Here is an 18,137-nt window from a genome sequence, read left to right on the forward strand (position 1 = left end):
CTTCACAAAAATATCCCATAAATTAACCAATTAAAGATAGCATTCGACGACATTTCTACATTTACACCGTTTTTTTTTATACATGCTGCTATAAAATAGTAGTTTCTGTAATTCTTTTTCTACTATTGTAGAAGAGTTTTTTCACACACAAAATTCTTACCCCACATATCCATGTTATAACATGCTTACAAGGAGGGGAAATATGCATTACCGCACATTAGGTAAAACTGGAATAACTGTTTCTGAAATAGGTTTTGGGGCATGGGCAATCGGTGGTGATGAATGGGGACCTGTTAACGATAAACAATCTATAACTGCTATAAAAAAAGCAATTGAGTGTGGTGTGAATTTTATTGATACTGCGGATGTGTATGGTTTAGGACATAGTGAAAAGTTGGTGGCTACCGCGATTAAAGGACATCGTAATGATATTATCCTATCAACGAAAGGTGGTTTAATCGGACACCACTACGATCCTAATGGAGTTCCTGTATATGATACTCCCGAAAAAATCATCGCCGTATTTGAAACAAGTTTACAACGTCTTCAAACAGATTATATTGATCTTTATTTTTGTCATATTTGGTGGCATAATCGTAGAGAAACAGAAGCATTTCTACGTGCATTTGACATATTAAAACGTGATGGAAAAGTAAGGGCAGTCGGTGTTTCGACTCATGATTTACAATACATTCATCATTTCAATAACAACAACGAAATTGATATCGTACAACTTGATTACAATATATTAAATCGAAAACCTGAAAAAGATATATTACCATTCTTACAAGAGAAAAATCTAGGAGCTATTATTCGTGGTCCATTAAAAATGGGCATTTTAACTGGAAAATTCACAAATAAAACAATTTTTCCAGATGGAGATTTACGCAAAGATTGGCCAAATGAAACTTGGTTTCAAGAAGACTTACAAACCGTAGAGAAACTTCGGTTGCTCTCAAATAAAAATCAGACCCTAGGGCAACTTGCACTTCGCTATGTACTCTCTCATCCGGCAGTAAGTGTTGTAATTCCTGGTGCCAAAACCGGAATGCAAGCACAAGAAAATGCAAATGCATCTGTTCGCCCTATTTTAAGTGATGAAGAGCTTAACTATATTCATTCAATATAAAAAGCCCAATCCGAGCTTTTTAATTTGGCAAACTAATATCATACTCCATTCGCTTCGCTGTGTCCTCCGCAACATGCATACCTAACAAGTTTTTCACAATATGAAATGCCATATTAATTCCAGCTGAAATTCCGGCAGATGTTATAATATGTCCTTCATCTACAAACTTTACATTTTCTATAACTTCAACATTTTGAAACTCATTTTTAAACTTTTCAATACTATCCCAATGTGTTGTTGCTTTTAAACCTTCCAGTAAACCTGCTTTCGCCAGTAATAGCGCTCCTGTACAAACTGAAGTCATCAGCTTTACTTCTTTCATTTGTTGGCGAATCCATTTTATTACTATTTCATTTTTTATTTCATATTCTCTAGCACCTAGCCCACCCGGAATTATTAAAATATCCACTGGTGGTAAATTTTCAATACTATAATCTGGCTGTACCTTCAATCCGTTCCTTGCTGTAATCATTTCCCCATTCTCGCTAACTGTATAAACAGTAAATGGTTTTTCTTCATTCACCTCAGTTACAGAAAAAACTTCAAATGGCCCTGCAAAGTCTAACACTTCTACTTCATTAAATAAAAATATACCAACACTCCATTTATTCATCATAAGTTCACTTCCTGTTTCAAATGATGTAATAGATGATCATATCCTTTTTCTAATGCAATATCATACGCTGTTTTCCCATCATTTTTCTTTATCATCTTATTAGCTCCATTTTTAAGGAGTAACATAATTATTTCTTCATTTCCTAATAATGCCGCTTCGTGAAGTCCTGTCCAGCCACCACTTTGCATAATATTTACATCTGATCCTTTTTCAATTAAGAAAGCAACAAGTTCACTTTGCTTGTTCGCAATTGCTGCTTGCAAAGGCGTATTTTCATTTTCGTTTTTCGCTCTACTATGTATATCTGCACCGCTTTCTAAAAGAAAACTCGCTATTTCTTTCTGTCCAAAATAAGCTGCTAAATGAAGTGGTGTCCATCCATCTTCACTACATTCGTTAACAATACTTGGACTCGCCTTTATAAACTCCACTACTTTTTCCTTATGACCACTTAAAACAGCTTGTGCTATTGATTGTAAATGCTCCATAATAATCTCCTATCCTTCAAAATATTTAAGCATCCCCTTCTACATGTTCTATTAATTATTACATTTTCCTTTTAAAAACTTAAGTTTACATAATAATATTATAAATCACTTTTGTACTTAATGTTTAATAGCAATAATGTTTAAAATAATACCTTTAAACAATAAAGACTATGATTTCATTAGAGTTACTGAAAAAAGCAATTAAAAAAACTATGTGTATAGTTTTTTTAATTGTCGTTCAGTTGCATGAACTAAAACAGGTAATGTTTATTCTGCTATTCATGCTTTCAACATATCAAATAATATTATTCCAATAAAAAAACAATCCATTTAAAAATGGATTGTTTTTTTTATTTCTGTTTTATGCGGTTTATTTTATTTTTGCATTTTCAATGACGAAATAATTACACTTACAAAAATGAAATACTACTATCTTAGCCCCTCTTATAGTAAGTTTTTCGTTTGAAAACCAAAAACACATTTTCGCCTTACGATTAAAAAACATATGTAAAAATCTCTAAAACAGCTGCCTTATCATACTAATCTATAGCAATTCTGTCTTCTTCCCTTACCTGTTTCCTTTAACACATACGATTTTAAAACAAGCGCCGTTAATGAATCTGTTAATGTTTTATATGATAAATTTGATAATGCCAATAGATCGTTCGTATATAACATTCTATGCTTCTCTAATAATAATAGTACTAATCGTTCAGACGGTTTTAATGCCTCATCACTTTCTAGTATAAAGTCTATATTTTTCATTTCTCTAATTACTACTCCTTATATAAAAAAATACTTTAGGTGCTAATTTAATATAAAAATAATACATAACAAAATTTGAAATATATTAAAATAACATTGTTTTAAAACACTATTATACTATAACATATATAATTCTTCAAAAACTACATTTAAAAACGGTTAGTCATTCTCTAAATATGAATGACTAACCGTCTTTCAGCTTCTTCTCAATTAACATGTTTTACCTTAAATATTTCTTGCAATATGTGGCTTACTGTAATGACTTGTTCCACCGCCACCTACTACTACTTTACCACCTTTTTCGAAAATTAATAATTTACTTGAACCATCTGCAAGAAGTACTATTACTTCAGCATTATTACTTGTTGCTATATAAATTACATAACCACTCTTTGATATACAAGTTTCCCAATTCGCATCAAATTCTGATCTTACTACACGATTTGAATACACTTGATTTTCAATTCTACCTTGTTCTTCGTTTTCCAAATTTATTCTCCCCTCTTGCCTAAATAGTTATATATATTAAAATAGCAGTCCTGTTTAAAATAGTGACCGATTTTAACATAAATAGTATATGTAGTTAGTAGGAGAATGCTTGGACAATGGAAACAAGACAGTCGATTTTGTATTGACTGCCTTGTTTCCATAGATAGTTCTCTATTTTTCGTTTCGCAGAGCTTCAAAAGTAATCATTTGATTTGCATTTGACGGTTCTTTTTCATAAACATATTCAGCAGAGCAAGTAATGTTAGAGAAACCTATACTTTCTAAAAGGAGTTTAAACTCTACTATTCCATACCAGCGCAGCGCAAAACGTTGTAACTCTGTTTGTACTAGCTGTCCTTTACTCCACTTTTCATATTTCAAATATGATACAGTAACTTGGTTCAGCCAATCTATTTCAATTGATTTATTTTCTAATGTGATTCCGTCTCCACTCGGCAAAGAAAAAGTCGATGTATGAATTTCCCCAGTCTTCCAGTCATGCGGAAGCATAATATCTACGATTAATCGTCCGCCTGGATTAAGATGTTCATAAAAACATTTCAATGCGTTTATAGAATCCACACGATTTTCAATTAAACAAAAAGATCCAGTAGGAATGATAATTGCCTCATATTTATGCGGAAGTGAAAATTGTTGCAAGCTTCCTTCATATAAATTAGGATGTAAGCCTCTCTCTTTACACCGCTTACGGCAAGAATCAAGCATTTCAGGTGAATAATCTATCCCATCCACTTTAAAACCAGCCTCTAGAAGCGGAATGATGACACGCCCTGAACCTACTGCAGCTTCGAGAATTCTACCTCTACAATCTTTTAAACGTTCTTTGTAATAATCAATATCACCATTTAAAGAATAACCGACTGGTTTTGTGTAATCATACAGTTCCGTACAAAGTGTACTATAAAAACTAAACATTTATTTTCTCCTCCGCTTTTACGTACGGAAGATTCCAATTCAACTAATCTTCTCGTACCTCTAATTTTAATGCGCTTTCGAAAGAGCTGACTGTCATAATATATCACTCACTTTCCATAGAATATAATGATATTGTATTCTATAACCTTCCAATTTGAAATATAAAATTAAAAATTCAGACTATAAATCAAAAAGCTTACTTTAGTAAGCTCTTTGGAAAAAATATTTATTTCACAATCGGCAATGTCACTTCACTTAATTTCACTGTAAGTTTCGTGCCCGCTTTCGGTCTAATTGTATAATCATAGTCGCTAGCAATTAAAACGACCCCTATTTGATGTCCAGCTTTAAAGACATAATCATCTGGCTGCATGTCCCATGTGAATGTATAATCTTTGCCCGGTTGAATCGCTGTTGAATCTTCTATATTATTTAAGTTTTGTGGATCCATCCAGCCTCTCGTTACGATTTCCGGCTTCGTTCCTTCATAGTCAACAAGTAATGCTGTTAAATTTGATACAGATCGATCAATATTTCCTGTAATTGAAATCTTTGGTGTACCACTTATGCGTGTATCTTTTTGAAGTACAGGCATTGTATATACTAATCGATTGGCTACTTCTAATTCTGGGTTTGCTACTAATTGATTTGATTTCATTTGTGCATCATCTAAGAATGAGAAAACTTTATTAGCCGATCCCATACGTAGTGGAAAATTGACTGATTTATTACTTAAATACATACGGATTTTTGAAGGTACAGCCGCTGGATCTGGCCAATTTTTTATCTTTTGCCACGATTTATTTTCTCTTTGCACATCAACCATTGGTTCATCCATAATTCCATTTTCAATTCCGTACAACCAATAATCTAACCATTTATTTTGTGTTTGCTGCCAGTTATTACTTGATGTCCCACCATGACCACCTTGGTGTAGCCACATTTTACGAGGAACATTATTTTCTCCGAGTGCATCCCACCATTGCGCGAACTGCTTCGTCTTAACATTCCAATCATTTAAACCATGAACAACAAATACGCTTGCTTTTACATTTTTAGCATCTTTTACATAATTGCGTTTATCCCAAAAATCATTATAATTACCCGTTTTTCGGTCTTGTCCAGCCGTTAACTCTTTTATAACTTGTCCGCAAACTTCAGGATTTTCCCTTGTCAGTACTGCTTCTGCCATATTATCTGTATCTTCTCCTTGATATCCGCCTGGCGCAATTACTGCACCATTTGCACGATAATAATCATACCAACTACTAATTGCTGCGATTGGAATAATTGTTTTTAAACCTTCAACTCCAGTAGTCGCAACAGCATTTGGTAGTGTACCATTATAAGAAACTCCAGTCATACCTACATTTCCTGTAGACCAATTTGCCTGAACTTCCTCACCCTGTTCTGTAAATGCTTTCGCGCGACCGTTTACCCAATCAATAACAGACTTTGTACCGAGTATTTCTTGTTCATCTCCAGTTGTAGGGCATCCATCTGATTTTCCAGTACCGATACTTTCGCCTAGAATAACTGCATAACCTCTTGGCACGTAATAGTTCCCATACGAACCAAGATTAACCGCTCCATACGGTTTTCCTTCATACGCATACAATTCTTCATCTACATTATATACAGGAACATCTTTTAATCCAGATCGATATGGACTCATTTCATAAATAACAGGAACCTTCACATTCGAATCTGTCTTTGGACGCATAACTTTTATCGATACTCTGTCTTTCTTACCGTCGCGATCACTATCAACTTCTGTCTCTACATATAAATTTTCGATAATAGCTTCATCGAGAGAATAAATCGGCTTTGTCATCCCATTTTCTAATTCAATTTTCGTATTTTTAGTCTCTTCTTTCTTCTCTGCATGCACATCCATAGTAAAGCTAGGTATAATTGTTGCAGATAGCATTGCTGACAGTGTAATTGCCATTTTCTTTTTACTCAAAATGTTCCCTCCCCTTATTCGTTCTCTTTTACTATATAACAAAATAACTGAAAATTCAGTTTTATTTTTATATAATAGTTGAGAAACTCAAAGATTTCTTGTTAAGTAAAATTCAATACAGGTGTGAAAGTATTTTCCCACTCCCAGCTTCTATATAAAGTGAGCCCTCACCAATCGGGCGTTTACGGGCAGCGGGGCCCACACCTAACTTCTTTGCTTCCGCTGAATTTTGAGTTTTGGGGTCTTACTGCCCGGCAAATAGCCGGAAAAATAGAGAAAAAGACAACCGATATTTCTATCGATTGTCTTACATTCCATTTATTATTTTTCTAACTCTTTAAAGGTATCTTTCAAGTCTTTATCAGATACCTTTATATCTGCATTTTTAAGCAGATCTCTAGTAACTTGTTGATGGAATTGAGGATCTTGTATACGTTGTTGTTCTAATTCTTTACGAATATTCTCTTTCTCTTCCTCATATGGTTTAAGCTCTTTTTTATCCGTTAACTTAATAATATGATATCCGAAAGAAGATTTAACAGGTTCACTCAATTGACCAACTTCTAACTTATATGCAGCATCCTCAAATTCTTTCACCATCATACCTGGTCCAAATTCAGATAGTTCTCCACCTTTTTCTTTAGAACCTGGATCCTCTGAATATTGTTTAGCCAATGCCGCGAAATCTTCGCCACTATTTAATTTTTCTTTAATTTCTTTTGCTGTCTTTTCATCTTTCACTAAAATATGGCTAACTTGAAGCTTTGGCTTATAGTGATCTTTAATATCTTTTTCCGTTACGGTTGCTTTAATAGCTTTTTCAAAAGCGAAAGTAAGCTTTAATTTCTCTTTCAATTGATCTTCATTTTTCACACCATTAGATTCCATATATGTATTAAAATTATCGCCCATCTTGTCTTTTAATTCTTTCAGTTGTTTCGTTACCTCTTCATCCGTAACTTTATACTTATCATTTAATACTTTCTCTACTACCATTTCAGATAAATTCTGTTTACCATAGTTTTCTTTTAATTTTTTGTTAAAATCACTTTCTGAAATGCTTCCTGATTTTGTAGTTACAATATTATCTGATGAACCACATGCAGATAAAGATAACGTCATCCCCATTAAAATGCTACCAATTACTAATTTCTTTCTTTTCAAATCCGAATACCTCACTTCATTAAATTCAAATGTAACTATGCAAATATAACGTTTCCCTGTGAACTTCACGTGAATTTAATGAAAGTAGAACATTTGCTAATTCTCCATTTAATACATCAATTTTGAAAATTATGGTGATTCATCCTGTATCGCTAACCTCTAAAGCTGCAAAAAGGACTAAATTTTCATTAGTCCTTTTTCACATTTATATAAAATTGAATTTCTCCATTTATAGAGGAAACTCCATATTCAAAACCATGTCTTTCTAAAATACTTTTCACTATCGCTAGTCCTAATCCTGTACCTGATTTTTCTTTACTACGAGAAGATTCTAGTACGTAAAAAGGCTCCCAAATTTTCTCGATATCTTTAATTTTATCCGTATGAATGCCATTTTTTATTTGAAAATATATACTTTTATTTCTATCTTCTAAAGTAATTATTATGCTTTGATTTGCTGTATATTTTATTGCATTAGAAATTAAATTTTGAAATACCATTCTCATTTTATTTAAATCTGCATAAACGATTGTATCACCCGTATTACAGTTTACTTGTAAGTCAATTGCTTTCGAATCCAGGTCAATCTGATGCTTATCTAATATACTCTGGACCAGTGGTTCAATGGGGAATTCTTCTTTTTGTAAAATATCTCTTTCTAGTTTAGAAAATCGTAATAGTTCTTCAATTAAGTTTGATATTTGATCTGTTTGTTTAATAATTGTATCTACATAAGTCCCATCATCTAATCCATCTTTAATCCCCATAGAGTATGCTTTTACTAATGCGATCGGTGTCTTTAATTCATGCGTTACATCACCCATAAATCGTTTTAAATGTTCATTACGATCAGTTAAGTCTTGATGTGCTTCATGTAGTTTTTCACTCATGATATTAATACTATTGGCCAACTCTCCTATTTCATCATTCGTTTTCACTTTCGTTCTTTTAAACTGCAAATGTGAAATATCCTGAGCCACATCACTTAGCTCCTTCAGTGGCGTCGTTATTATTTTTGAAAGTATCCACACAAGTAAAATAATAAGAAGGAGCGAGAAACATACGATGTATAAGTAAAATGTATTTAACGTATTTATAATTTCATTTGAATTCGCAATGGAAGTCCCAATTAAAATTATCGTATCATCTTTCGCAATATATTTAGCAAAAAAACTCGCTTTTACCTTTCCTTGATCGTACAGTTTATTCGATTGCCCTTCCCTCTTCACTTTCATAACTTCGTCTTTCGTAATCCAAAGCTTATTTAAAGTTACTTTCTTTTTCGTAAGTTGCATGCGTAACGCTTCGTTCATAGCATCTTCTGACTGATTAATTGGCGTATACGCAATTGTAACGTTATTTTCACTTTCAATTGTATGAATAACATCCTCTATATTTTCCACTGTTGTATTTTGTATCTGTGTTGTAAATTTATTTAAGTTTTCACGTGTTTTATAAATATTATAGTTCGGTAAGAGATTGTTAATGAATAATAATGAAATCATAAAGATGAGAATAACAGTTGCAGAAATACTTAAAAATAACTTTTTCCCAAGTTTATTCACTTTGTTCCTCCAAACTATAGCCCAGCCCGCGATGCGTCTTAATAATATTTTCTCCAATTTTTTTACGCAGCCTTCTTACATGTGTATCAACCGTTCTCTCTTCTCCAAAATAGTCAAATCCCCATACAATATCTAGCAATTTTTTACGAGTTAAAATCGTTCCTTTATGATTTAAAAAGCATTTTATTAATTCGAGCTCTGTTTTTGTAATTTCTAACTCTATATCATTTTTATATACTTTATTTTTGGCGAAATTTATCTTTACATCTTGTACTTGAATAATATCATCATGCTGAATAAGTTTTTTCGCTCGCGTAATTAGTACTCCTGGATGAAATGGTTTTTTCACGTACTCATCTGCCCCGCTTTGAAGTGCTGCTAATTCATCTTCACTTTCACTTTTCGCCGTAAGCATTAATACTTTTACGCTTGAATTCTTTTTTATTTCCTGACAGACAGTAATACCACTATGTTTTGGCATCATCCAATCCAAAATAGCTAAATCAATTTTTTCATCATAAAATATTTGAAGTGCTTCCTCTCCGTCTTTTGCTAATAAAACTTCGAAGCCTTCTTTTTCAAAATAAGCTTTTAAAATTCTTAACATATCTTGTTCGTCATCTGCAATTAAAACTTTCATATTTTTTCCTCCATTGCTTTTAAACAAAAACCAATTGTATCATACAACATCTTTGTTACATGAATGTGACAGAAAAATATTTAAAGCTTTTGAGGGGATAGTAATGGTGAGGTGTTGTATTATGATAAAAAAAATCGGGGTCATTTCTCTTCTTTTACTTCTATTATCAACAAATGCATTAGCAAATACAAATCAACAAATTGAAGTGTTTGATTGTCAAAAAGAAATGGTCATTCAAAAACAATCTTTAGATCCAATAGTCCAAAAAGAAGCAGTTCAATACGCTAAAGCAATTACTGGTCCATTTAAAAACTTAAATGTCGTTCCAAAAGATGGCTATATGATAAAAATCCCATTATCTAAGCCGGTTTCTATTACTAATCAATGGTTACACACTACAATAGACGAAGTACTTATACTGCTCCCACTAAATGAAAAGCCTTATATTATGCTTTATGATGATGAAAATAATCCGCATTTTTATTATGTAAAAGGTAAACCAGGATTATTATTGAAACAAATGAACGTTAAAACGTAATTGACTGAAAAGGAGTCACCTTATAAGCTAAATTTTAAAGGCTAAGGTGCTCTTTTTTATAATAACAATTTAGTAAATGAAATTATAAAAGTTGGTTTTTAATATAAGGATCGCAACTTCATATATCAGCGATTTTTAAGATATATCGATTTACCAACAAAAAACCTGTTCGTAGCTATTATTTGGATAGCAATCTCTATAATAGTTTGTAGTGACTCGATCCCTTATATAATCCCCCTTTTACAAATCCATTCGCAGTATAAAACACATCCCCTTGCTTCGTGTCAGTATGTAAAACAATCACTTCAAAATACTTTTCCGCATGACATAATAGTTGGTTTAATAATAAGTTCCCTAACCCTAAACGCCGATAATCCCTTGAAATATAAAATCTCCTTAACCGCCCAATCTTATTGTCTTTTGTGTACGGATCCTCATTTAAACCTCCAACTCCAATTAACATATCACCTTGAAAAATACCATATAAACATTCTCCAGTTTTATTGAATGTATTTATTTCGTTTTTATATTCACTTATTAGCCTTATAAGGAAATTAAAACCTTCTTCTTCACTGTCTTGAACGAGATGACTGAATTCATATCCCATTAAATTTTCTATTTGTTGAATATGTATATCTTTCAAGTCCATTCCCCCTAAGTACGAAAATATATAAAATGCTCGAGAATCATTTATTCTGAGCATTTTTATGGTTGTTACTTTATGTAATTTATAGCGTGCGTATTCTTCACTTCATATCTAAACCGATAATACAGTTGATTAATTTTATTATGAAAATATAAGAGCCTTGCTACAATCTAGTGTGTGATAAGGCTCTTTAAAGTTGTTTAATTCTTATCGAATTAAAGCATGTGTTTGTTTAAGTGTATACATTCACCATTTATAAATTCTCTCAAATATACTATAAGTTTATATATTTCTCATTCTTCTCTAACAGGTTCAAAATAAATTGTAATTTGTTAATCGATATGTTTGTGTAACCACTGTTCAAATATCTTTAACTGTTCTTCAGTATGAAAGTAATGTTCACCCGTCTCCATAACTTCTAATTCACAACGATGTTTTTTTGTAAAATAGTTAATAGTTTCAAATTCGCACAGTTCATCCTTGGCTCCGTACATAATATATGTATCTATATTCCATATATTAATAGGATGTTCTTTTACATAGCATAAATAATCCCAATATAACTTTTGACCAATAGGTGTCTCTATAATCATTTCTTTTTGCAAAAGCTCTGGTGTTACATTAAACCATTTCATCATATTTTCGATAATTCGTTCCATATTAACTACTGGTGATAAAAATAATGCCTTTTCTACCACATCATTTTGATAAGCTAAAAGGCTAAAATACGCTCCCATACTACATGCAAACACGTTTATTTCTTTCCAATGTTCTTTTGCATAATTCATAATTATAGATAATTCACTAACACAAATCTGTACTTGGCAAGGAGTATTATCATCTTTTCTTTCTCCATGCTCAGGTAAATCAAAGCTTAATACTTGATAACCTTTTTGTTTGGCTTCTTCAGCTAATATTTGAATAATTGTATCTTCCTTATTTGACATATTTCCATGTACTGCAATAAAAATTTTATCACTCTTATCTCCCCATAAAACCGCAGGAATATTACTAATTTTAAAATTATTTCTAATCATATTCCCTCCATAAACTAAGACATATAGGACTTGGCAAAAAACGCACACACTTTATTTACCTCTGTACAGCAGGTAATATCCCCTTCAACTCCACTAAATCATCTATTACTACATCAGCCTGAGCAAGTTCATCTTCTTGCGCAAAATCAAAATTACACCCAATTGCAAGTAAACCGTTGTCTTTCGCTGCATTTATATCAGATAGCCGGTCACCAACTACCGCTGCCTCTTTTATATCATATTTATTCATAATACTTTTAACTAAGTCACCTTTATTTAGCGATTGTATTTGTTCAATACTAAACGTTTCAATCACCCACTTGTCTAAAGCATAATAAGTTACGATTGCTCGTAAATATTCTTTCAAACCATTACTAGCAATGTAAATGGAACAATTATTTTCTTTTATATATGTAAATATTTCTTTTACATTTGGATATAAAGCGCCTTTTCCGCTTTTTATGTTTTCAATAAGTCTATCTAAAAAATATGCGTCTGTTTGTTCTCTTATTTCAATAGAATGGTCTGGTAATCAAGCTTCCCAAACTTTCGGTAACGGCACACCCATAATTTCTCTATATTTATCAATTGGTGTTACTGTATCCCATAATTGTAATGATCTTAAGTGATCAAAAGTATCATCTAATGATAATTCTAAAATTTTATCTGTTTGAAATAACGTACCATCCATATCAAAAATTAATGCTTGTAACATTCCTATCTCTCCTTTTGGACTATGGTTTTACCAGATATATTTTTAAGCATCTCAATAATAATTTCTGAGCAATAATTCGCAGCAGTTTTCGCGAAGTCATCATAAGAAATTTGAGCTTCATCATCTGCGCTGTCAGAAATACATCTTATAATGAGAAACGGTATATCATTTATATAGGCAACATGTCCAATTGCTGCCCCTTCCATTTCTGTACAATGAGGTGCGTATTCGTCTATTAATTTCGCCTTTAACTTTGAATCTTCAACAAAACATTCACCGCTGACAATTCTTCCTTCATGAACTGCAATCTGTAAACTACTACTAATACAAGCTTTACGTGCTAACTCTACCAATTCCTTACTTGCAATAAATTCCTCTTGGAACGGAAATAAGTTTTTCATTTGAGTTTTACTTACATCATGATGAGTAACATTCGTTGAAATAACTATATCGCCGACTTTTACATCTGAATGTAATCCGCCAGCAACGCCCGTATTAATGATAGAGTCTACATCAAATTTATGAATTAATGTTTGCGCGCATGCAGCTGCATTTACTTTCCCTACACCAGAACGTGTAATAATTACTTCTATTCCCATGAATTCTCCAATATAAAAAGGCATTCCCGCTATTGTCTGTTCCTCTTGTATAACTAGTTTTTCTAAAAGTAAATCTATTTCAATTTGCATTGCTCCAATAATGCCGATTCTGTTCATGTATGTAGTCTCCTCTTTATTTATAAGTCGGCCAATATATTATGTAATACACTATAATTTTCAGCTATCCAATTCATTTCATCTGCAAAGCGTGAAGGTGGTACACTATGCTGATCCATATTGGCATGGATCCACCAAGTACTCTCCATGTACCAAAGCATTTGAATTGCCCGAACAATATTCCCTACTGGAAAGTCTACTTCATTTCGGTACCCTTCTAAAAATGATGCAACAAGACTCTTATTTAATACTCCGTCACTTAATGCGCACGATATAACTACACGGCCAATATCTAACTCTACATAATCGTAATCCATGCGATCAAAATCAAGAATCGCTGATACTTTATCATTAAGAAACAAGAAATTATCTACCCATAAATCACGGTGCACCCATCCCCGTTGGCTATTATGAAATTGTTCTGTATTTACCAATTGTGTTGCTTCTTGCTGTAATTTTATATAAGAGAGAATGTGCTCTTTTCCTAGCTTCTCTACTTCTCTCATTTTTTCTTCCCAATGTTTCAATCTCGCCTCTTTAGTAGGTGGAACAAATTTAGGATTTTCTCCTTTTATTAAAGAGCCATCATTTAACAAGTTATGCATATAACCTATCGTCTGACCAAGAGAGTGAATTTCCTTTTGATTCACTTTTCCTGGTGAAACTAAGCTACCTTCCTTATGTTCTAATACTATAAATCTTTCATCACTTTTTGATATATGCATTACATTATTTTTATAAATTAATACCCTTGGACAACTTACACCATTATTATGTAATCTTTGCTGTTGTTGTAATGCTTGTATTAAAAGGTCTGAGTTATACATTTTGTACCGTTCTTGATTATATTGCTTTAATACAAAATCCCCTGCATCCGTTTCGAGTTTCCACTTCAAATTTAGCCAACCACGATGAATAGGTATTGCATTTCGAATTTTAAATTCAAATAAAGTTTCACATTCTACTTTCAGCTCTTGAAAAATCATTGTAGCTTTTTCATTAGATAACGGCTCTATCATCTTACTTGTCCTTTCTTAGCTTGGCATTCCTTTCACTCTCTCTAACATAACCGACAATAAAAATTTCGGAAGTACAAGTTGCCTCTTCAATCTTTTCGGCTGTGAGAGTAACCTATACAGCCATTCAGTTCCAGTATCCCTCATCATTTTCGGTGCTCTTTTTACAGTACCAGATATTATATCAATCATGCCTCCGATACCAATAGATAGCGGAACGTTTAATGTTTGTATGTTTTCATAGATGAACTCTTCTTGTTTTGGTGAACCTAGTCCTACGAGTAGTAAATGCGGCTTGAACTGCTTAATTTTCATTTTTATTTCTTCTATTTCTTCACCATTTACAAATCCATGCTGTCCTTTAAACTGCGCTCCTGGAAACTGCTCATTTAATTTTTCTAATGCCTTTTTATTACTTTCTGGAGCGGCTCCAAAAAGAAAGACACGATATTCATTGTCGTTACAATATTTTATTAAATCGTGAGTTAAATCCGCTCCAGTAACACGTTCTTTCAAAGTTCCTTTTAATATTTTCGAGCCAATTATGACACCAATCCCGTCCGCTGTTATTAAATCCGCAGATAGTAACATCTTTTTAAACTGCTTTGATTTTTCCGTATTTTCCTTTGCAGACATAACAATTTCAGGATTTGCAGTTACTACAAACCTTGGTTTCTCTTGTTGTTCATGTACCCAACCTTTTAATAAACTTATAGCTTTTGCATATTCTAAAGTTGAAAAAGGTATACCTTTTATAAACTGTTGATCCACTATACTCTCCCCTTATATAAGCTGCAAATATTCATCAATGTCTTTAGAAATTTGAATAAAAGCTTTATTCCAAAATTCATAATTTCTTATATCTATTTCAAAATGTTTTTTCATAAGCTTCTCTACTGGAGCCTTTCCTGTTTCTCGTAAAAACTCTTTATATTTCGAATGAAAAGTACTTTTACCTTCTTGAGCTATTTCTAATAAGCTAAAACTTACTAAATATCCAAATGTGTATGGATAATTGTAAAAAGGAACATCTGCTATATAAAATTGAATATATTTCATCCATACAAACGGCTGGTATTCACTTAAAGCTTTTCCATAAGCTTCTTTTTGTGCCATTATAGATAATTTCTCAATTTCATCAGCACTTAATGGACCCTCTTTACATTTTTCATAAAATGTTTTTTCAAACTGATACGATGCTCGTATTGCCATTACATAATTAAAACTATTTCTTATTTTCCAGCTAAGCAATGCCTTTTTCATATCTTTACTATCCGTTGTTTCAATTAGATAATTTAAGAGTACCGTTTCAAAGAAAATAGATGATGATTCAGCCGTACTCATTGGCAAATAATCATCTAAAAAAGATGTAGATTGTTCAAAACTCATATTATAAAAATGCCAAGCATGTCCTAATTCATGAGCGAGCACTCTTACACTATCTATACTCCCATCATAACGAATGGAAATTCGCGATTCTTTCTCACTGAAAAATGGAGCACAAAACCCACCTGGTGACTTATTCTCTCTCGGTTCAGCATCTATCCATCCACTTTCTATCGCATTACGTGCAAATTTTGCTAATTCTTCATCAATATTCTTACATGCATCATAAACGTTTTGTACTGCTACTGAAAAAGGAATAGTAACCTCATTACTTTCCTTTACTGTCATAAGTTCATGCCATGTAATCGAAGCTTTCCCTTTCTTATACACGTTTAAAGCACTTACTAATTTATCAAGGTTTTCTTCTGTCGTATTCCACATTTGGAATAATACAGTTTCTGAAATACCATTCGCATGAAGGGACCTTGCTAAAATCTCTCTATCTTCTAATTCATTACCCTTTGTATTACGCAACCTTCCTATTTGATTTAATACAGTAGCAAAAATTTCTTTTTCCTTATGTAAAGCACATGTTAATGACTCGAATACTTCTAATCTTTCCTTTTCATTATCACTATTCATTGCAACATGATTTGCTTGTCCAAATGATAATTGCTTATTATTGTGCTCTATTTCTATCCTATCCCTTAATTGTATGTACATATTTTCCCACGCATTAAGCTCATCTTTTATTAACTTAGTATTATCTAAAGTTTCCACTTCATTATGTTTTATTACTTGCTGTAATTCACTTTTTAGTTCCTTCACTTTCACGATCAATTTAGTAAGGTCAGATGGAACACTTTCTTCAACCGATCGACAGTACAAATAGTATTCTGCTTTTTCAATAGCTTGTATAAGCTTTGAAAGAATCTCTACATCTTTTGTTACAAAATATTGCTCTTTCAACTCCAAAATCGGAAATAGAATATCCTCATTCAAATACAAGCGATTTAAATCCCATCTAGCACTTTCTTGCATTTTTATAGCCGCCTCCTGTTTTTACAAATAGTTACAGATATTTCTCCCCACACAATTATATATGAAATGGCAAAATTTTGATATCTTCAAATATTTAAATTCCTATAAATACATTCTTATTTATACTCTTTTCTTCTACCATTAAGTATCATTACACATATAAAAAATACTCCCTCTACAAGATTGCATTTGATATAGGAAAACTTCAAAGATTTTATCTTCATCAATACCATATCGACCAATTATCACAGATTAAAAAATAAAAAAGGATTGATCAAAAGATCAATCCTTTACTCTACTTCATTTAAGAAAAATAACGTTATAACGCCAGGTCCTGTATGTGCACCGATTGCTGCACCAATTGTATTTACGATAAATACTTCACAGCCAAATCTTTCCGTAATTAATGATTTTAATGCTTCAGCTGTTTCTAAATCGTCACCGTGAGTCATACCGATTGTTTGACCTTTAAGGTCTTTACCACGCTCTTCCATAATATCAACAATACGGCTTAATACTTTCTTTTTCCCTCGTACCTTTTCAAGTGGTACAAGTTTTCCTTCTTCCACGTTTAAGATCGGTTTAATGTTTAGTAAACCACCGATAAATCCTGCGACTTTACTTAAACGTCCACCTCTCACTAAGTACTGTAAGTCAGCTACAGTGAAGATATGTTCCATATGGCTCATTAGAAAATCAACACGCTTTAAAATATCTTCTTTTGATGCGCCGTCTTTTGCCATTTTAGCAGCTTCTAAAACGACAAGACCTTGACCAAGCGAAGCACATTTCGTATCAATAATTTCTAAATCTAAGTTAGCATATGTTTCTTTTACTTCCTCTTTAATGACAACTGATGATTGATATGTACCAGACAGTTCAGATGAAAAAGCTAAATATATACAAGGATTACCTTCTTTTGCATAAGAAACAAATTTTTCTTGGAACGTTTCAAGTGAAGGCAATGACGTTCTATAAACAGCGCCTTCTCTCATTTTTTGCAATAATGTAACTGACTCTAATGTTACTCCATCTAAATACTCTGTTTCTGCTTCATCATATACACGGAGTGGAATTAAATCAATATCATATGCTTGCAGCAATTCTACTGGTAAATCCGCCGCACTATCCGTAATGATTTTAACACCCATTTTTAAACCTCTATTCTGTTATAAATATAAAATAATAAAATAAAAATAGTACTTTTAAATTATATACGTAAAACTTAAATGAAGAAAGGAAAACACTTTATATTGTATGCACTATTCTTCAAAACTTGAACTGTTAATGAAAATGATTCTATTTTAAACACCTTTTTCTTATTATTTTTCTAAAACACGAATA

Annotated in this window: 18 protein-coding genes and 1 pseudogene; 2 read left to right on the plus strand and 17 right to left on the minus strand. The window is 32.3% G+C overall.

The features are described 5' to 3' along the window. Positions 1–202 precede the first annotated feature (202 nt). Entirely contained in the window at positions 203–1,129 is a 927-nt protein-coding gene (locus ACO6VI_RS18675; RefSeq protein ID WP_029442568.1) for an aldo/keto reductase, read from the plus strand. A gap of 19 nt (positions 1,130–1,148) precedes the next feature. Here the strand turns inward: ACO6VI_RS18675 and ACO6VI_RS18680 are convergent, their stop codons facing one another. The 9 genes from ACO6VI_RS18680 to ACO6VI_RS18720 form a co-directional block, all read right to left on the minus strand. Next, positions 1,149–1,745, minus strand: coding sequence for a DJ-1/PfpI family protein (locus ACO6VI_RS18680; RefSeq protein ID WP_063547565.1), 597 nt, complete (start codon positions 1,743–1,745; stop codon positions 1,149–1,151). Further along, complete coding sequence (locus tag ACO6VI_RS18685; RefSeq protein WP_065484052.1) at positions 1,742–2,233, minus strand: ankyrin repeat domain-containing protein; 492 nt, start codon at positions 2,231–2,233, stop codon at positions 1,742–1,744. The genes ACO6VI_RS18680 and ACO6VI_RS18685 overlap by 4 nt, the downstream gene beginning before the upstream one ends. Positions 2,234–2,767: 534 nt before the next feature. Further along, entirely contained in the window at positions 2,768–2,998 is a 231-nt protein-coding gene (locus ACO6VI_RS18690; protein ID WP_000789031.1) for a hypothetical protein, read from the minus strand. Between the two features lie 225 nt (positions 2,999–3,223). Next, positions 3,224–3,487, minus strand: coding sequence for a hypothetical protein (locus ACO6VI_RS18695; RefSeq protein WP_000426646.1), 264 nt, complete (start codon positions 3,485–3,487; stop codon positions 3,224–3,226). Between the two features lie 171 nt (positions 3,488–3,658). After that, positions 3,659–4,423, minus strand: a complete 765-nt coding sequence (locus ACO6VI_RS18700) for a class I SAM-dependent methyltransferase (protein WP_161519849.1) — start codon at positions 4,421–4,423, stop codon at positions 3,659–3,661. A 226-nt stretch (positions 4,424–4,649) separates the two neighbouring features. After that, positions 4,650–6,389, minus strand: a complete 1,740-nt coding sequence (locus tag ACO6VI_RS18705) for a Xaa-Pro dipeptidyl-peptidase (RefSeq protein ID WP_065484058.1) — start codon at positions 6,387–6,389, stop codon at positions 4,650–4,652. Between the two features lie 321 nt (positions 6,390–6,710). Beyond that, entirely contained in the window at positions 6,711–7,553 is an 843-nt protein-coding gene (locus tag ACO6VI_RS18710; protein ID WP_001987511.1) for a peptidylprolyl isomerase PrsA, read from the minus strand. A 188-nt stretch (positions 7,554–7,741) separates the two neighbouring features. Then, complete coding sequence (locus ACO6VI_RS18715) at positions 7,742–9,118, minus strand: sensor histidine kinase (protein WP_078993780.1); 1,377 nt, start codon at positions 9,116–9,118, stop codon at positions 7,742–7,744. Then, positions 9,111–9,758 (minus strand): response regulator transcription factor, encoded by a 648-nt coding sequence (locus ACO6VI_RS18720; RefSeq protein WP_000865979.1) that lies wholly within the window; start codon positions 9,756–9,758, stop codon positions 9,111–9,113. The genes ACO6VI_RS18715 and ACO6VI_RS18720 overlap by 8 nt, the downstream gene beginning before the upstream one ends. Positions 9,759–9,879: 121 nt before the next feature. Between ACO6VI_RS18720 and ACO6VI_RS18725 the strand changes: the two genes are divergently transcribed. Next, a complete protein-coding gene (locus ACO6VI_RS18725; RefSeq protein WP_161519848.1) occupies positions 9,880–10,296 on the plus strand; it encodes a hypothetical protein in 417 nt (138 codons plus the stop codon). A gap of 196 nt (positions 10,297–10,492) precedes the next feature. Here the strand turns inward: ACO6VI_RS18725 and ACO6VI_RS18730 are convergent, their stop codons facing one another. From ACO6VI_RS18730 to ACO6VI_RS18765, 8 genes and pseudogenes are all read right to left on the minus strand, one after another. Beyond that, the gene (locus ACO6VI_RS18730; protein WP_000651687.1) at positions 10,493–10,939 is read right to left on the minus strand and encodes a GNAT family N-acetyltransferase; all 447 of its coding nucleotides are present in this window, start codon (positions 10,937–10,939) and stop codon (positions 10,493–10,495) included. A gap of 335 nt (positions 10,940–11,274) precedes the next feature. Continuing rightward, positions 11,275–11,979: an alpha/beta hydrolase gene (locus ACO6VI_RS18735; RefSeq protein ID WP_161519847.1), complete on the minus strand. Its 705-nt coding sequence runs from the start codon at positions 11,977–11,979 to the stop codon at positions 11,275–11,277. 55 nt (positions 11,980–12,034) lie between these two features. Beyond that, a pseudogene (locus tag ACO6VI_RS18740) lies at positions 12,035–12,694 on the minus strand (HAD hydrolase-like protein). Between the two features lie 2 nt (positions 12,695–12,696). Continuing rightward, complete coding sequence (locus tag ACO6VI_RS18745; RefSeq protein WP_001079715.1) at positions 12,697–13,410, minus strand: 5'-methylthioadenosine/adenosylhomocysteine nucleosidase; 714 nt, start codon at positions 13,408–13,410, stop codon at positions 12,697–12,699. A gap of 20 nt (positions 13,411–13,430) precedes the next feature. Then, complete coding sequence (locus ACO6VI_RS18750) at positions 13,431–14,429, minus strand: phosphotransferase (RefSeq protein WP_161519846.1); 999 nt, start codon at positions 14,427–14,429, stop codon at positions 13,431–13,433. 15 nt (positions 14,430–14,444) lie between these two features. Next, complete coding sequence (locus tag ACO6VI_RS18755; protein WP_088020697.1) at positions 14,445–15,197, minus strand: WecB/TagA/CpsF family glycosyltransferase; 753 nt, start codon at positions 15,195–15,197, stop codon at positions 14,445–14,447. A 12-nt stretch (positions 15,198–15,209) separates the two neighbouring features. Then, positions 15,210–16,793, minus strand: coding sequence for a M3 family metallopeptidase (locus ACO6VI_RS18760; protein WP_161519845.1), 1,584 nt, complete (start codon positions 16,791–16,793; stop codon positions 15,210–15,212). Positions 16,794–17,083: 290 nt separating this feature from the next. Then, the gene (locus ACO6VI_RS18765; protein WP_000538278.1) at positions 17,084–17,944 is read right to left on the minus strand and encodes a DegV family protein; all 861 of its coding nucleotides are present in this window, start codon (positions 17,942–17,944) and stop codon (positions 17,084–17,086) included. Positions 17,945–18,137 lie beyond the last annotated feature (193 nt).

The sequence above is a fragment of the Bacillus sp. PSXD-155 genome (genome assembly GCF_049310765.1).
Classification (GTDB): Bacteria; Bacillota; Bacilli; order Bacillales; family Bacillaceae_G; genus Bacillus_A; species Bacillus_A cereus.

What these genes read in the sequence shown, in the direction of transcription:
- ACO6VI_RS18675 (WP_029442568.1), top strand. Translation starts at nt 203, where the DNA reads ATGCATTACCGCACATTAGGTAAAACTGGAATAACTGTTTCTGAAATA.
- ACO6VI_RS18680 (WP_063547565.1), bottom strand. Translation starts at nt 1,745, where the DNA reads ATGATGAATAAATGGAGTGTTGGTATATTTTTATTTAATGAAGTAGAA.
- ACO6VI_RS18685 (WP_065484052.1), bottom strand. Translation starts at nt 2,233, where the DNA reads ATGGAGCATTTACAATCAATAGCACAAGCTGTTTTAAGTGGTCATAAG.
- ACO6VI_RS18690 (WP_000789031.1), bottom strand. Translation starts at nt 2,998, where the DNA reads ATGAAAAATATAGACTTTATACTAGAAAGTGATGAGGCATTAAAACCG.
- ACO6VI_RS18700 (WP_161519849.1), bottom strand. Translation starts at nt 4,423, where the DNA reads ATGTTTAGTTTTTATAGTACACTTTGTACGGAACTGTATGATTACACA.
- ACO6VI_RS18720 (WP_000865979.1), bottom strand. Translation starts at nt 9,758, where the DNA reads ATGAAAGTTTTAATTGCAGATGACGAACAAGATATGTTAAGAATTTTA.
- ACO6VI_RS18725 (WP_161519848.1), top strand. Translation starts at nt 9,880, where the DNA reads ATGATAAAAAAAATCGGGGTCATTTCTCTTCTTTTACTTCTATTATCA.
- ACO6VI_RS18735 (WP_161519847.1), bottom strand. Translation starts at nt 11,979, where the DNA reads ATGATTAGAAATAATTTTAAAATTAGTAATATTCCTGCGGTTTTATGG.
- ACO6VI_RS18745 (WP_001079715.1), bottom strand. Translation starts at nt 13,410, where the DNA reads ATGAACAGAATCGGCATTATTGGAGCAATGCAAATTGAAATAGATTTA.
- ACO6VI_RS18750 (WP_161519846.1), bottom strand. Translation starts at nt 14,429, where the DNA reads ATGATAGAGCCGTTATCTAATGAAAAAGCTACAATGATTTTTCAAGAG.
- ACO6VI_RS18760 (WP_161519845.1), bottom strand. Translation starts at nt 16,793, where the DNA reads ATGCAAGAAAGTGCTAGATGGGATTTAAATCGCTTGTATTTGAATGAG.
- ACO6VI_RS18765 (WP_000538278.1), bottom strand. Translation starts at nt 17,944, where the DNA reads ATGGGTGTTAAAATCATTACGGATAGTGCGGCGGATTTACCAGTAGAA.